Annotated in this window: 12 protein-coding genes; 6 read left to right on the plus strand and 6 right to left on the minus strand. The window is 63.6% G+C overall.

The features are described 5' to 3' along the window. Nucleotides 1-230: 230 nt before the first annotated feature. Nucleotides 231-872: a 3-oxoacid CoA-transferase subunit B gene (locus tag LU682_RS10705; RefSeq protein WP_003251131.1), complete on the minus strand. Its 642-nt coding sequence runs from the start codon at nt 870-872 to the stop codon at nt 231-233. Nucleotides 873-880: 8 nt separating this feature from the next. Continuing rightward, complete coding sequence (locus LU682_RS10710) at nt 881-1,576, minus strand: 3-oxoacid CoA-transferase subunit A (RefSeq protein ID WP_010954768.1); 696 nt, start codon at nt 1,574-1,576, stop codon at nt 881-883. A 1,905-nt stretch (nt 1,577-3,481) separates the two neighbouring features. On the opposite strand from LU682_RS10710, the gene LU682_RS29965 reads away from it, so the two are divergent. Both LU682_RS29965 and LU682_RS10720 read left to right on the plus strand, forming a co-directional pair. Next, nucleotides 3,482-4,132, plus strand: a complete 651-nt coding sequence (locus tag LU682_RS29965; RefSeq protein WP_370688786.1) for a methyl-accepting chemotaxis protein — start codon at nt 3,482-3,484, stop codon at nt 4,130-4,132. 204 nt (nt 4,133-4,336) lie between these two features. Continuing rightward, complete coding sequence (locus tag LU682_RS10720) at nt 4,337-4,975, plus strand: TetR/AcrR family transcriptional regulator (protein WP_010954766.1); 639 nt, start codon at nt 4,337-4,339, stop codon at nt 4,973-4,975. Between the two features lie 3 nt (nt 4,976-4,978). On the opposite strand, the gene LU682_RS10725 is transcribed toward LU682_RS10720, so the two are convergent. The 4 genes from LU682_RS10725 to LU682_RS10740 form a co-directional block, all read right to left on the minus strand. After that, nucleotides 4,979-8,542 (minus strand): molybdopterin cofactor-binding domain-containing protein, encoded by a 3,564-nt coding sequence (locus LU682_RS10725; protein ID WP_010954765.1) that lies wholly within the window; start codon nt 8,540-8,542, stop codon nt 4,979-4,981. Then, nucleotides 8,539-9,012: a (2Fe-2S)-binding protein gene (locus tag LU682_RS10730; protein WP_010954764.1), complete on the minus strand. Its 474-nt coding sequence runs from the start codon at nt 9,010-9,012 to the stop codon at nt 8,539-8,541. Before LU682_RS10730 ends, LU682_RS10725 begins: the two co-directional genes overlap by 4 nt. A gap of 441 nt (nt 9,013-9,453) precedes the next feature. Next, on the minus strand, nt 9,454-9,930 hold the full coding sequence (locus tag LU682_RS10735; RefSeq protein WP_003251120.1) for a MarR family winged helix-turn-helix transcriptional regulator: 477 nt from the start codon (nt 9,928-9,930) through the stop codon (nt 9,454-9,456). 70 nt (nt 9,931-10,000) lie between these two features. Beyond that, entirely contained in the window at nt 10,001-11,053 is a 1,053-nt protein-coding gene (locus LU682_RS10740; RefSeq protein ID WP_004577272.1) for a 2,5-dihydroxypyridine 5,6-dioxygenase, read from the minus strand. A 321-nt stretch (nt 11,054-11,374) separates the two neighbouring features. Between LU682_RS10740 and nicC the strand changes: the two genes are divergently transcribed. From nicC to LU682_RS10760, 4 genes are read left to right on the plus strand one after another with little or no spacing between them, the layout of a single operon-like run. Further along, on the plus strand, nt 11,375-12,523 hold the full coding sequence (nicC, locus tag LU682_RS10745; protein WP_010954763.1) for a 6-hydroxynicotinate 3-monooxygenase: 1,149 nt from the start codon (nt 11,375-11,377) through the stop codon (nt 12,521-12,523). After that, nucleotides 12,520-13,326 carry an N-formylmaleamate deformylase gene (gene nicD / locus LU682_RS10750; protein ID WP_010954762.1) on the plus strand — a complete coding sequence of 269 codons (807 nt, stop codon included), beginning with the start codon at nt 12,520-12,522 and terminating at the stop codon, nt 13,324-13,326. The genes nicC and nicD overlap by 4 nt, the downstream gene beginning before the upstream one ends. 13 nt (nt 13,327-13,339) lie before the next feature. Beyond that, on the plus strand, nt 13,340-14,092 hold the full coding sequence (locus tag LU682_RS10755) for a maleate isomerase (RefSeq protein ID WP_003251112.1): 753 nt from the start codon (nt 13,340-13,342) through the stop codon (nt 14,090-14,092). Between the two features lie 15 nt (nt 14,093-14,107). After that, nucleotides 14,108-14,749, plus strand: coding sequence for an N-carbamoylsarcosine amidohydrolase (locus LU682_RS10760; protein WP_003251109.1), 642 nt, complete (start codon nt 14,108-14,110; stop codon nt 14,747-14,749). Nucleotides 14,750-14,807: the final 58 nt, after the last annotated feature.

A 14,807-nucleotide genomic window follows, 5' to 3' on the forward strand; every position in this document is an offset into this window, starting at 1 on the left:
TGCTTTACGGTAATGTCGAGTAAAAAAGGCGTAAAGTCGTGGCCGGCAATTTTTTACGCCGCTATCTGGCTCCCGCTCGATAGCTCATTGGGTTGACCTCTCCGAGAGTTCCATCGGCTTCGAAGCGGCTGTAAAGGTAGTCTCAAGCACCGCGTGCTCCCTGCTCGCGGCGCTTGTGCGGCACTATTGATTGTGCCGCAGAGGCATGGAAAGCCCTAAGTCTTCCTGGATCACTTGATCAGCGGCACGCCACTGAGTTTCTGCAGCTCGTCAAAGTCGATGTCCGCGCAGATTTCGACCACTTTCAGCCCTTCAGGTGTCACTTCCAGTACGGCCAGGTCGGTGTAGATGCGGCTGACGCAAGCGATACCGGTCAGCGGGTAGGTGCACTCGGGCACCAGCTTGCTTTCGCCGGTCTTGGTCAGGTGGTCCATCATCACGAACACCTGGCGGGCGCCGGTGGCCAGGTCCATTGCACCGCCTACGGCCGGGATCGAGCCTTCGGCACCCGTGTGCCAGTTGGCCAGGTCGCCCTTGACCGACACCTGGAAGGCGCCCAGTACAGCGATGTCCAGGTGGCCGCCACGCATCATCGAGAACGAATCGGCATGGTGGAAGAAGGCACCACCGGTCAGCAGGGTGACGTGCTGCTTGCCGGCGTTGATCAGGTCATCGTCTTCCTCGCCCGGCGCAGGGCTTGGGCCCATGCCCAGCAGGCCGTTCTCGCTGTGCAGGAACACTTCCTTGTCGCCCAGGTAGTTGGCCACCAGGGTCGGTGCGCCGATGCCCAGGTTTACGTACGCGCCTTCCTGGATGTCTGCGGCCACGCGTTGGGCCATCTCGGTGCGGGAGAGCTTTTTGGTGATGGTCATGGCAGGCCTCAGACAGCTTTGGCAATCGAAGAAGCGGCAGCACCGGTGACGGCGACCACGCGCTGGACGAAGATACCCGGGGTGATGATGTGTTCCGGGTCCAGTTCACCGAGTTCGACGACCTGGTCGACCTGGGCGATGGCGGTCTTGGCAGCCATGGCCATGATCGGGCCGAAGTTGCGGGCGGCCTTGCGGTAGGTCAGGTTGCCCCAACGGTCACCCTTGTGCGCCTTGATCAGTGCGAAGTCGGCGTGCAGCGGCATTTCCAGCACGTACATGCGGCCATCGATCTCACGGGTTTCCTTGCCCTCGGCCAGCAGGGTGCCGTAGCCGGTTGGCGAGAAGAACGCACCAATGCCGGAGCCTGCGGCGCGGATACGCTCGGCCAGGTTGCCCTGCGGGACCACTTCCAGCTCGATCTTGCCGGCGCGGTACAGTTCGTCGAACACGTAGGAGTCGGACTGGCGCGGGAACGAGCAGACCACCTTGCGCACGCTGCCTGCCATGAGCAGGGCGGCCAGGCCGATCTCGCCGTTGCCGGCGTTGTTGCTGATGATGGTCAGGTCGCGGGCACCGGTGGCAATGAGGCCATCGATCAGCTCGGACGGCATGCCAGCCGTGCCGAAGCCACCGACCATGATGGTCGAACCGTCGGTAATCCCTTCCACCGCGCTGGCGATGGACTCGTACGTTTTATTGATCAAGGCGAGCTCCTGGTTGTTCCTGGAGTTGTGGTTGTCGGGCTGGCCGGAGCGCGTGAAGCGATGGGGCCTGTCAGCACTTGAAATGGCTTGCTGACTTTCGCTATAGCGTGCCGCAAGATAGGGCAACAGTAGAGAGGGTTTGGCTGAATTTGTGCGATTATCGAACTGTTGTGCGATCTGCGAGCAGTTCTGGAGGCTATTTGCCTCATTTCAGTTGAATGCTTAAACCGCTCATTTTTGCCCGTGGCTGGTGCGTTCCGGGGTTGCCTGCCGGCATCTTGCACTGATGAAGTGCATCCACTCCGCGGCATCGCCGATTAATCACGCCTCCCGCCGTTGGCGTGCGACTTGCTATCAGATTGCCATTCGATGTCGCTTATGGTGAAGATAATGTCGCTTTCCAGTGGTTCGATGCAGTTATCGTCGAGTGAAAAGGGCTGGCTGCCGTGGTTCGGCAAAACCGGCAAATTCAGCATGGGCTGGGCGTGCCGCCTTAACCGGGCCAGTTACCCGCAGGTCGAGCAAACCTTCGAAGCCATCGCCCAGACCCGAGTGCAGTTGCTGCATGAGTGGGTGCGCGAACAGTGGGAGCACCTGGCCGACCTGGCCGAGCAGGTGGCGCCCGGGCTCGCTCAAGTCGATAGCGCGATGTTGCGCAACACGCTGGCCCAGGCGGAGGACTTTTCCGAACTGTTTGTCGTCGATGTGCACGGCAGCGTCACCGCTTCGACCTGGCCCCAGCGTGGCACGCCACGTATCGAGTATTTGGCAGCTCTGGCGCAGGGGCTGAAAGCACCGTTTCTGCACGGGCCCTACAGCGACTCGCTGACCTTGCAGATCGGCCCGTCTTCCTCGCGCTTCCACGATGAAGTCACGTTGATGTTCTACCAGCCCCTCATGCACGAGGGCAAAGTGCTGGGTTGTCTGTGTGGGCGGGTGCCCAACGATGTGCTGGGTGACCTGATCCAGCGCGAGGCAGGGCACATTTACCCCGAGTCGGGCGACAACTACCTGTTCATGGCGCAATCGCGCTTCGACCCTGGCATACAGCCCGGTACCGCGTTGTCCCGCTCGCGTTTCGAGGACGCCACTTTCACCCATGGCGAAAACCTCAAGAACGGTGTGCACACGCCCTGGGCCACTGTACAGGTCCAGCGCCATACCGAGCTGGAGCTTCGTTTCACCGACCCTTCCACGCGGGAACTGCACCCTGGCGTGAGGGAGACGATCAGGCGGGGTGCCAACCTGTTCGTGACCTACCCCGGCTATTCGGACTACCGTCATGTGCCAGTGGTGGGCAAGGGCGTTACCTTCCAGTTGCCGGGCTCGCCCGACCGCTGGGGCATGATGTGCGAGGCGGACCTGGAGGAGGTCTACCGCCGGCGTTCGCTGAGCTACGGGTTGATGAAACCCTATGTGGCGATCATGGCGGGGCTGTTCGGCTGCAATTACCTGGTGCAGCACTATGCAGGCCTGCCGCAAGGACTGACTGACGTGATCGAGGCCTTGAGCATGCTGGGCGCCACCTTGTTGTTTGGCGTGCTCGGGCCCAAGCGCCTGGCCGCGAGGTTGAATGGTATGAGCAGTGTGCTATGCACCATCGCCGAGGGTGAAGGCAACCTGCGCCAGCGCCTGGATACCAGCACCTTGGCCAATGATGAGAGCGGCGACATGGCACGCTGGATCAACAGCTTCATCGACCGCCTGGACGCGGTGGCCGGGCAGGTGGTCAAGGCCAGCCGCACGGTCGGCAGCACCAACCAGATGATGCTCGGGCGCAGCCAGGAGGCCAGCGTAAGCTCCGCCGACGTGGCCGACGCCGTGCACCAGATGATGATCATCATGGAAGAGCAACTCGGCGAACTGCAGCAGGCCTCGGTCAGCGCCGAGCAGATGAAGCAGGCCATGGACGAAGTGGTCAGCCGCGCACGCGCGCAGTACCAGGCGGTGCAGGCGGGCACGCAGTCGATCCGCGATGTGGTGGCGCGCTCATCATCCAGCGTGCAGCGGCTCGACAGCCGCATGGTCGAGATCGACAACATCACCGGGTTGATCAGCGAAATCACCAACCAGACCAACCTGCTGGCGCTCAATGCCGCCATCGAGGCGGCGCGTGCCGGGGAGCATGGCCGTGGCTTCGCGGTGGTGGCCGACGAGGTGCGCAGCCTGGCCGCACGCACCTCGCGTGCCGCCGACGACATTCGCCACATGGTCGAGAGCCTGCAGGGCGAAACCCGGCAGGCGGTAAGCTTCATGGAGCAGGGCGTGCAGGACGTCGACAACAGCCTGCGCCTGGCGGAGGACGCTTCTTCCGAAAATGTACAGCTGCACCAGGCGGTGGAGAGCATGTTCGCCATTATCCAGCAGCTCAACCGTCGCAGCGTGGAATACGGCAAGACGATCGAGCAGGTCAACCAGTCCTCCAGCGAGATGCGCCAGACCGCCCTGGTGCTGCAAAGCAGTGCGCAGAAGGTGAAGGTGGATGCTGGCAAGTTGCAGAAGCTGGTGGGGCAGTTCGAAGTCAGTGATGATGGCGAACGAGGCGTCGCTGCTTGAGTAACGCACCTGTCCGGTAACCCGGGAGCCCGTCATGATCCGGCTGGCTGTACCTGCCAATGATCAGGTGCAAGCCAGCCCCGATGACTGCTGACTTCCAGGCCGGTAGCGGACGGAGAGCGGGTTTGCCCAGCCGAAAAAGCCGCGCAATGGCTCAATGTCTGTGGCAGTGTTGGGTATCTGGCCAGCCCCACAGGGACCGACATGCAAACTCGCAAAACCGGTGTTCGCGCCCAGCAGGCCGACCGTACCCGGGACAATATTCTCAAGGCCGCAGTGAAGGTCTTCAGCAAGGAAGGCTTCACTGGCGGGCGCATCGAGCAGATCTCCACGCTGGCCAAGTCCAACGACCGGATGATCTATTACTACTTCGGTAGCAAGGAAAAGCTGTTCATCAGTGTGCTGGAACACATCTATGCCAGCTTCAACCAGGCCGAAGCGAAGCTGCGCCTCGACCTCGCCGACCCTGAGCAGGCCCTGCGCGAGCTGGTGGCGTTTATCTGGGACTATTATGTGCGCCACCCCGAATTCGTCACCATCCTCGCCACCGAAAACCTTCACCAGGGCTTGCACGCGCGCAAGTCGCAAAACCTCAGGGCGCTGTCCGGCGAAGCGGTCGGCGTGCTGCGGCCGATCATCGAGGCAGGACAGGCAAAGGGCCTGTTCCGTGACGATATCTGCATTACCCACGCCTACCTGATGATTGCCTCGCTCTGCTACTTCTATAACTCCAACCGCCATACGCTCAGCTCGTTCCTGGCCGTGGACCTGGCCGACAAACAGGCCAAAGCCGATTGGCTGACCTTCATCAGTGACCTTGCGCTGCGCGGCTTGCGCCGCTGAGCCTCAGTGGCTGCCAGGGTTGGCGCGTACCTGCGCAGCCTTGGACGCCAGCCCTTGCCAGGCCGGTTTGTCGGCGGCAAAACGATGGCGCAGGTAGGCCGCGAGGTCGGCTACCTGGCGGTCCGACAGGCTGTCCTTGAAACCAGGCATGTAGCCCAGGTCGCGGGTTGCCGGCGTCGGAATGCCGTGCAGCACCACGCGCAGCAGGTTGTCCGGCAGGTCGCTGTGGACGTTGCTGTTGACCGCCATCGACGGGCTGACGCCAAACAACTTCGGCCCCAGCCCATCACTGTGGCAGCCCAGGCACGCACCTTTGAATACCCGCTCGCCGTTGCTCAGCGACACGTGCGTGTCCACCTGGGGCGCGGCATTGGCGGCCAGTGCCTGCGGCTCGCCCTCCAGGGAACTGAGGTAGTGGGCGATGGCGCGCACGTCGCTTTTTGGCAGGGTGGCAAGCTCACTGACCACCGGGCCCATGGGGCCGGCCGCCACGCCGTGTTTTTCGGAGAAGCCGGTGCTGAGGTAGTTGAACAACTCGTCTTCGCTCCACGGCGTCGATGACTTGCCCAGGGCATTCAAGGCCGGGGCCTCCCAGCCATCGACCATGCCGCCAGCAAGGTAGCTGCTACCGCCTTTTTCTGCGCCCATCAGGTTGCGCGGCGAATGGCAGGCCGTGCAGTGGCCCAGGCCGTCGACCAGGTAGGCACCGCGGTTCCACTGCGCGCTGCGCTGCGGGTCGGGCTGGTATTCGCCGCGTTGCAGAAACCGCGCATTCCAGCCGGCCATCAGCGGCCGCTGGTTGAACGGGAAGCGCATCTGGTTGGCGGGCGCTTCCTGGCGTACCGGTGTTTGCGACATCAGGTAGGCATACAGCGCTTGCATGTCGGCGTCGTTGATGTTGCGAAACGAGGTGTAGGGAAACGCCGGGTACAGGTGCCGGCCATCGCGGCTGATACCTTCGCGCATGGCCCGCTCGAAGGCGGCGAAGGACCAGCGGCCGATACCGGTTTCCGGGTCGGGGGTGATATTGGTGCTGTACAACGTGCCGAAAGGCGTATCCATTGCCAGCCCCCCGGCATTGGCCTTGCCGCCGCTGACCGTATGGCACACGGCGCAGTCGCCGGCCGCCGCCACCTGGCGCCCGCGCTCGAGCATGGCGGCGCTCCAGCTGCCGACACCAGGTGGCGTTACCGGGGCGATTTCGGCGCGCCAGGGCAAGGCGGTGGCAAGCATGCCCAATGCGGCGCCGAACACCCCGGCCAGCGAGCCGAACCACCACTTCGAACGCTTGGTTGACGGCTGCGCTGGCGCGGGCGCATCTGGCCCTTGGCCTTCGCCACCGAGCGCAGCACGCACGCGTTCGGCTGTGATCGGCAGCTCGCGAAAACGAATGCCGGTGGCGTCGAAAATGGCATTGGCGATGGCCGCTGCGCTGGGTACCGAGGCTGACTCGCCACTGCCCATTGGCGGCTCGTGCTGGCGCGGCAGCATCATCACGTCGATAGCCGGCAGCTCGGGGAAGGTCAGGATCGGGTAGCCGCCCCATTCCTTGCTCGCCACTGTCGATTCCTCGAAACTGACCTGCTCCTTGAGTACCCGGCTGGTGGACTGGATGACGTTACCGTGGATCTGGTGACGCACACCCTCGGGGTTGACCATCATCCCGGCATCGTGGCCGATCACCACGCGGGTGACGGCCACTTCGCCCGTGCGCCGGTCCACTGCGACATCAGCCACCCAGGCTGCCCAGGCCGCGCCGAAGCCGGGAAATTTACTGTGGATATAGCGCGCATAGGCAAAACCCCGGCCGCGCAGCACATCACCTTCGGCCTGTGTCTGCATGGGCCGGGTATGCGGCTGCCATTGCGCGCGTTCAGCAGTGGCTTTGACCAGGTCGATGGCGCGCGGGTCGGACAGGTGCTTGAGGCGATATTCGACCGGGTCGACGCCAGCGGCGAAGGCCAGTTCATCGATGTACGACTCATGGGCGAAGCTGTTGGGCATGGCCGACACACCCCGCATCCATGAGGCACGCACCAGTGGCGTCATGTCATTGATGGTGACGCGCATGTGTTCGTAATCGTAAGGCGGGATCGACGTGCGATCGCCCATCTCGAACAGCGCCGGCACCGGTTCCACGGCACCGGTCAGCAGCAGGGCCAGGGTGGGCGCGCCATTGGACGGGTAGCTGGTCTGGAAGTCATAGGCGGCCACGCTGCCATCGGCGTTCAGGCCGCCGTCGATTTCCATCAGTTGCGCGGTGCCCTTGGGCTCCCACACGTGTTCCTGTTCGCGGGTCAGCTGCACCCGCACCGGGCGCTGCACCGCACGCGACAGCAGCACCGCGTCGGCGCACACGTCATCGGCGCAGTTGCGGCCATAACAACCGGCTGCTTCCATGCGAATGATCTCGATGCGTGCTTCATCGCACGCCAGCAGCCAGGCCAGGTCTGCGCGCAGCAGGTGCGGGTTCTGCGTACCTGACCACACGCGGATCTGCCCTGCGGTGAAGTCGGCCAGTGCACATGATGGGCCGATCGATGCGTGCAGCTGGTAAGGCCACAGGTAGCTGCGGCTCAGGCGCTGGCTGGCATTGGCGATGCCGCCGTCGACATCGCCCTGGTCCAGCACGGTGCGCTGCACGCGCGGGTTGTCGCGGATGGCCTGGGCGACATCGCTAAGGTCGGGCAGCTTGCCTGTGAATGGCTTCCAGCTGACTTTCAGCTCATGGGCTGCACGGATGGCTTGCTCTTCGCGCTCTGCCACCACACCGACGAAGTCGCGGATGACCACCACGGCGACCACGCCGGGTAGATGGGCGATGGAAGACTCATCCACCGCCAGCAAGCTGTTGCCGACAAAGTCGCCGCTGTCATGGCCGGCATAGGGCGGGCGGATGACCCGACCGTGAAGCATGTTGGGCAGGCGCATGTCGTGCACATAGGTCAGCTCGCCGGTGGCCTTGCCAGGGATGTCTACTCGAGGGGCGCTGCGCCCGACCAGGCGGTAGTCCTCGATGGCCTTGAGCGGGGCGTCGTCGGCAATGTGCAGCTGGTGGTTCTTGCCTTGCACCAGTTCGGCAAAGCTCAGCGTGCTGCCGTTACTGGCGATAACCGTGCCGTCTTCAATGCGCAGCATTTCGGGCGGGCAGCCAAGGCGTAGGGCGGCCTGTTGCAACAGATAGCGTCGCGCTGTGGCTGCGGCCTTGCGCAGCGGTACCGCGGAAATCTGCAGGGTGGCGCTGGCAATGGTCGCGCCCTGGTTGGGTGCCCGCTCGGTGTCGCCCAGCACCATGTGCACCTGGTCCATGCGCAGGTCCAGCTCTTCGGCGACGATTTGCGCCAGCGAGGTACGGATGCCAGTGCCCAGGTCGACATGACCATTGAAGGCGTAGACCATGCCGTCGTCGCTGACCGCGATGAACAGCGCCAGCTCACGTTCCTTGACTGTAGGTGTCACGCCCTTGGCCACAGGGCCTGAGGGCGGGGTGATCTGGTCGACGATCAGCAACACGCCGGTCTTGGCCAGCAGTTGGTCGCGGCTGGGCACCTGTTGTGAGTGGTTCATGGCTTTCTCCGGGTCTCGGCAGCGCGGCGCACGGCGCGCAGGATTTCGACGTGGGTGCCGCAGCGGCACAGGTTGGCGGACAGCTCATTGCGAATCTGTTCGTCGCTGGGCTCGGGAATGCGATCGAGCAGGGCCTTGGCGGTCATGATCATGCCGTTCATGCAGTAACCACACTGGGCCGCCTGCTCGTCGATGAACGCCTGTTGCACGGGGTGCGGTGCGGCCTTGCTGCCCAGCCCTTCGAGGGTGGTGATATTGCGGCCGGCGGCGCCGGCCAAGGGGATGACGCAGGAGCGGGCGGCCACGCCGTCGATGATCACCGTACACGCCCCGCATTCGCCCAGGCCGCAGCCGTACTTGGGGCCGTTCAGGCACAGGTCGTTGCGCAGGATCAGCAGCAGCGGGGTGTCAGGCATGGCGCTGACTTCGACGGGCTGGCCGTTGACCTGCAGGGAGATGGTTGTTTGCATTATTGGCTCATCTCTGGAGGTTGCTTGCGCTACCAAAGGACTCAAATGACGCGAGCGTTTCGGTAAGTACTCACTACATGAAATGAGTGAGCAAGAAGCAGGCCAGAGATGAATTTGCAGAGAACTATGATGGTGGGGCAGGGATGAAGATTGTCGGCGCCCGGGAAACCGAGCGCCGCCCGCGCGGCGCATCGCGCTGTGCCGAGCCCCCGAGTTTGTGTGTGTAGGAGCGGGTTTACCCGCGAATACGGTGGTGGCGGCAACGGTGATCGGCAGGTGGAGATTGGCCAGCAGGGCCGGCCCATTCGCGGGTGAACCCGCTCCTACGGCGGCCTGTGTCCAACCACCGATGCGTGTCCAATGTGAGCGAGCTTGCTCGCGATGCGCTTGATCTCTCAGGCCGCGTATCTGTGACGGCAATGGCGGCAGTCACAACAATCTTCAGCCCGCGTTCTCGTCGCTGTCGATCATCTTGCGCAGCAGGTACAAAATGGCAACGCGCTCCCCGGCATTCAGGCTGCCCATGCTCAGTTCGCTGATCTGCCGGGCGCAGGGGATCATTGCATCGAGCAAGGCCGCGCCGCTTTCGGTGAGTTCGACGATGACCTTGCGCCGGTCGCCCGGGTCTGGCGAAAGCTGCACCAGCTCGCGCGCCTTCAGGCGCTCGACGATGCCGCGGATGGTTGCCTGGTCCACCGCGGTGGCCTTGATCAGTTCAGCCTGGGAGCTGGGGCCGTGATCGCGCAGGGCGCACAGGGTGACGAACTGAATCGAGGTAAGCTGCGGGTCGCAGGCCTGCTGCTGGAAGATCGCCGTGTGCCGTTGGTAGGCCTTGCGCAGCAAGTGCCCGACCTGTTCGGTAACGTCGTAGGGGGTGTTGTCGAGCGGGGCGCTGCTGGGGGTGGTTTTTTTCGACATAGGATGGCTTGGGCTGGGTGGAAAGAGGCTGGCCGGCCGCCAATAGCGGAGCGCCCGGCCAGTATAACCCCTATCGCGCTCGCGACTCCTCTGGTGCAACCACGTCGCCGGCCAGCACTACCGCCTTGTCATCCAGGTAGATATCGCAGTTGCGCAGCGGGATGTCCAGGTGGCACGGGGTCTTGCGCTTGCCGCCGACCTCGGTGTTGGGGCCGGTGGAGAACAGGAAGTTGCCGTAGAACGCACGGGCATCCATGCACATGCCGTCGTTGCGGTCGTGCAGGCCCATGGCCGTCCATTGCGCGCGCGGCTGCAGGCCCCAGCCTATGTGCGAGATGCCGTATACCTCGGGGTCGTTGAAGTATTTCATGTAGTCACGCAGGTACTCGGCCTCGAAGCCGCCATGTATGCCGGTGATGAAGCCTTTTTCGATTTCCAGGGTGATGCGCTCGCGGCAATAGTTCTTGAACGGCAGGATGATGTCACCCACGTCCAGCACCAGCGTGCCCTCGGCGCTGTCCTCGTTCGGCCAGGTGAACAGAAAGCCGCTGGGCCAGTGGTCCCAGCGCCCCGGTTCGTCGGCATAGCCGTACTCAGTCACGGCCGGGTACTGGCCGAGCGGGGCGTGGAAGTCGCTACCGGCCTTGGACCGCACATGCAGGCTGCGCGCCTGTTTCAACAGGGTTTCGGCAGCCAGCACCCGGCGTTTGTCGTCTTCGGTCGGCAGCATGCGCGCCAGCACCTCGGGTGGCTCCACGGCCAGCAGGATGCGCGTGCCGGTCTTGAGAATCTGCTCCTGCTCGGGCGAGTGCAGCAGCATCATGGTGTCGACGACCAGGTCGGCGGCTTCCAGCGCCCGCTGCGCCGCCAGGTTGCCGGTCAGCGCGGTGTCGCCGCAGTAGGCCGTCATGTCGTTGCCCATGGCGGTCGGGTGGTTGAACGCCGGCAGCTCTACCGCATACACCTTGGCCTTCAAACGCTGGGCGGCCTCCATGGCGGCGTTGACCGTGCGCGGGTCGGAGTAGTGGCTCTTGAGCACGGCCACGCTCTGCGTTTCGTCCACTCGAGACAGCTTCAGTACGTGCTCGAACATCTGGGTCAGTTGTGCATTGCTCACCGGCATCGGGGTTCTCCTGGGTGGCGTTGACAGGGGCGCACCATGGCAGTGCCTGGTGCTGCATCTCGGTGCAAAATAATAGTGTGTACACCCTACTTGTGCAGATGAAAACGCATCCTGCCAGCGAGCGCAAGTGATCTGTTCAAACGTTACCTATCCACACATTGACCAGTATTTACGGTAACAATCAACCGGATTTCGTTTCGATCAGCTGTTTGAAAAATATTTTCAGCTGGCTCTTTTCAAAGGTCATTTGTAGCGTATACGCTCTAAATCGTCAGGCGGTTGAGCCGCTGGCCACCTATCAGAACAAGAGGAGACATACCCATGCGGGGTAGGCAGAAAATCGCAATCGTCGGTGCAGGTCTGGGTGGGGCAGCCGCCGCCACATTGCTGCAACAGGCCGGGTTCGATGTCGAGGTATTCGAACAGGCTCCGGCGTTCACCCGCCTGGGCGCAGGCATTCATATCGGCCCTAACGTGATGAAAATCTTCCGCCGCATGGGGCTGGAGCAGAAGCTGGAGCTGATGGGCTCGCACCCGGACTTCTGGTTCAGCCGCGACGGCAATACCGGTGATTACCTGTCGCGCATTCCGCTGGGCGAGTTTGCCCGCCGCGAATACGGCGCTGCCTACATCACCATCCACCGTGGCGACCTGCACGCCCTGCAGATCGAGGCCATCCAGCCGGGCACCGTGCACTTCGGCAAGCGCCTGGAAAAGATCGTCGACGAAGGTGACCAAGTGCGCCTGGACTTCGCCGACGGCACCCACACCGTGGCCGACATCGTCATCGGGGCCGACGGCATCCACTCGAAGATCCGTGAAGAGTTGCTGGGGGCTGAAGCGCCGATCTACAGCGGCTGGGTCGCGCACCGTGCACTGATTCGCGGGGTGAACCTGGCACAGCATGCCGATGTGTTCGAGCCCTGCGTCAAATGGTGGTCCGAAGACCGCCACATGATGGTCTACTACACCACCGGCAAGCGCGACGAGTATTACTTCGTCACCGGCGTGCCACATGAAGCCTGGGACTTCCAGGGTGCGTTCGTCGACAGCAGCCAGGAAGAAATGCGCGCAGCCTTCGAAGGCTACCACCCCACGGTGCAGAAGCTGATCGACGCTACCGAATCGATCACCAAGTGGCCGCTGCGCAACCGCAACCCGTTGCCGTTGTGGAGCCGTGGCCGCCTGGTGCTGCTGGGCGACGCCTGCCACCCGATGAAGCCACACATGGCCCAGGGCGCGTGCATGGCCATCGAGGACGCGGCCATGCTGACCCGCTGCCTGCAGGAGACCGGGCTGTCCGACCACCGCACGGCGTTCGCGTTGTATGAAGCCAACCGCAAAGAGCGGGCATCGCAGGTGCAATCGGTATCCAACGCCAACACCTGGCTCTACAGCCAGGAAGATCCAGCCTGGGTTTACGGCTACGACCTCTATGGGCAGCAGCTTGAAAGCGGGGAGGCGGCATGAGCACCTTCGTCGCTGGTGGTAACGTCAGCGCCAATGGCATCCGCCAGCATTACCTGCGCTATGGCGGCAAGGGCCATGCGCTGATCCTGGTGCCGGGCATCACCAGCCCAGCGATCACCTGGGGCTTTGTCGCCGAGCGCCTTGGGCATTATTTCGACACCTATGTGCTGGATGTGCGCGGGCGTGGCTTGTCTTCAAGCGGCCCCGACCTGGACTACGGCACCGACGCTTGTGCTGCGGATATTCCCGCCTTTGCCGCCGCGCTGGGCCTGGATAGCTACCATCTGCTCGGTCACTCGATGGGGGCGCGTTTTGCCATCCGCGCAGCCGCCCAAGGGGCACCGGGACTGCAGCGGCTGGTGCTGGTCGACCCACCGGTGTCCGGGCCGGGCCGCCGCGCCTACCCGAGCAAGTTGCCGTGGTACGTCGATTCGATCCGCCAAGCCACGGTTGGCATGAGCGGCGATGACATGCGCGCCTTCTGTGCCACCTGGAGCGACGAGCAGCTGGCCCTGCGTGCCGAGTGGCTGCACACCTGCTACGAGCCGGCGATCGTGCGGGCCTTCGATGATTTCCACGAGGTCGATATCCACCAGTACCTGCCTGCGGTGCGCCAGCCGGCATTGCTGATGGTGGCCGGGCGGGGTGGAGTGATCGAGCCCCGTGACATTGCTGAAATGCGCGAGCTCAAGCCGGATATCCAGGTCGCGTACGTGGACAACGCCGGCCACATGATCCCCTGGGATGACCTGGACGGTTTCTTCGCCGCCTTTGGCGACTTCCTCGACCACCCCCTCGTCTGACGGAGCACGAGACATGACCCAGCTATACCGCATCGGCCAGATCGTGCCGAGTTCGAACACCACCATGGAAACCGAAATTCCGGCGATGCTCAACGCACGCCAGGCGATCCGCCCCGAGCGGTTCACCTTCCATTCCAGCCGCATGCGCATGAAGCAGGTGAAGAAGGAAGAACTGGCCGCGATGGACGCCGAGTCCGACCGCTGCGCAGTCGAGCTGTCCGACGCCAAGGTCGATGTGCTGGGCTATGCCTGCCTTGTGGCGATCATGGCCATGGGGCTGGGCTATCACCGCCAATCTGAAAAGCGCCTGCAGCAGGCCACCGCCGACAATGATGCACTGGCACCGGTGATCACCAGCGCCGGGGCGCTGGTCGAGGCCTTGCATGTGATGAAGGCCAAGCGCATTGCCATCGTCGCGCCGTACATGAAGCCGCTGACCGAGTTGGTGGTGAACTACATCCGCGAGGAAGGCTTCGAGGTGCAGGACTGGCGCGCGCTGGAAATCCCCGACAACCTCGCCGTGGCCCGTCACGACCCGGCCAACCTGCCGGGCATCGTCGCCGGCATGGACCTTGAAGGCGTCGATGTGGTGGTGCTGTCGGCGTGCGTGCAGATGCAATCGCTGCCGGCAGTGGCCAAGGTCGAGGCGCAAACCGGCAAGCCGGTGGTCACCGCTGCAATCGCTACCACCTACGCCATGCTCAAGGCGCTGGACCTGGAGCCGATCGTGCCGGGCGCCGGTGCCTTGCTGTCGGGCGCCTACTGAAATCGGGAGACGGACATGAGCGACGCACAAAGCGCCCGTGACAACTACCAGGGTGTGTGGGGCCAGCGCATCGGCTTTGGCCGCAAGCCGGCCCTGCTGATGATCGACTTCATGCAGGGCTACACCACCCCGGGCGCACCGCTGTACGCCCCGGGCGTGGTCGCGGCAGTCGAGCAGGCCGCCGGCCTGCTGGCGCTGGCCCGCGACTGCGGTACCTTGGTGGTGCATACCAACATCCGCTACCAGCCTCCGCATTTTGCTGACGGCGGCGTGTGGGTGCGCAAGGCGCCGGTGATGAAGGACATGGTCGAAGGCAACCCGCTGGCAGCCTTTTGCGAGGCCGTTGCGCCACAGGCAGGGGAGGTGGTGCTGAGCAAACAGTACGCCAGCGCTTTCTTCGCCACCAGCCTGGCCCCGCTGCTGCATGCACAAGGTGTGGATACCGTGGTGCTGGCTGGCTGCTCGACCAGCGGCTGCATCCGCGCCAGTGCGGTGGATGCCATGCAGCACGGGTTTCGAACCATCGTGGTGCGCGAGTGTGTCGGTGACCGCCACAGCGACCCGCACGAAGCCAACCTGTTCGACATCGACAGCAAGTACGGTGATGTCGTCACCCGGCAGGATGCCATGCAGCAACTCAGGCACCTGGCCGGCTGAACGCCGGGCAGCGCCTACCCAATAACAATCAAGGACCGGTGCGGGAAGCCCGTCCATG

Origin of the sequence: Pseudomonas alloputida (assembly GCF_021283545.2) — a bacterium.
Lineage (GTDB): Bacteria > Pseudomonadota > Gammaproteobacteria > Pseudomonadales > Pseudomonadaceae > Aquipseudomonas > Aquipseudomonas alloputida.

Coding starts and splice junctions, on each gene's coding strand:
- LU682_RS10705 (WP_003251131.1), bottom strand. CDS start 872: ATGACCATCACCAAAAAGCTCTCCCGCACCGAGATGGCCCAACGCGTG.
- LU682_RS29965 (WP_370688786.1), top strand. CDS start 3,482: ATGGACGAAGTGGTCAGCCGCGCACGCGCGCAGTACCAGGCGGTGCAG.
- LU682_RS10720 (WP_010954766.1), top strand. CDS start 4,337: ATGCAAACTCGCAAAACCGGTGTTCGCGCCCAGCAGGCCGACCGTACC.
- LU682_RS10725 (WP_010954765.1), bottom strand. CDS start 8,542: ATGAACCACTCACAACAGGTGCCCAGCCGCGACCAACTGCTGGCCAAG.
- LU682_RS10730 (WP_010954764.1), bottom strand. CDS start 9,012: ATGCAAACAACCATCTCCCTGCAGGTCAACGGCCAGCCCGTCGAAGTC.
- LU682_RS10735 (WP_003251120.1), bottom strand. CDS start 9,930: ATGTCGAAAAAAACCACCCCCAGCAGCGCCCCGCTCGACAACACCCCC.
- LU682_RS10740 (WP_004577272.1), bottom strand. CDS start 11,053: ATGCCGGTGAGCAATGCACAACTGACCCAGATGTTCGAGCACGTACTG.
- nicC (WP_010954763.1), top strand. CDS start 11,375: ATGCGGGGTAGGCAGAAAATCGCAATCGTCGGTGCAGGTCTGGGTGGG.
- nicD (WP_010954762.1), top strand. CDS start 12,520: ATGAGCACCTTCGTCGCTGGTGGTAACGTCAGCGCCAATGGCATCCGC.
- LU682_RS10755 (WP_003251112.1), top strand. CDS start 13,340: ATGACCCAGCTATACCGCATCGGCCAGATCGTGCCGAGTTCGAACACC.
- LU682_RS10760 (WP_003251109.1), top strand. CDS start 14,108: ATGAGCGACGCACAAAGCGCCCGTGACAACTACCAGGGTGTGTGGGGC.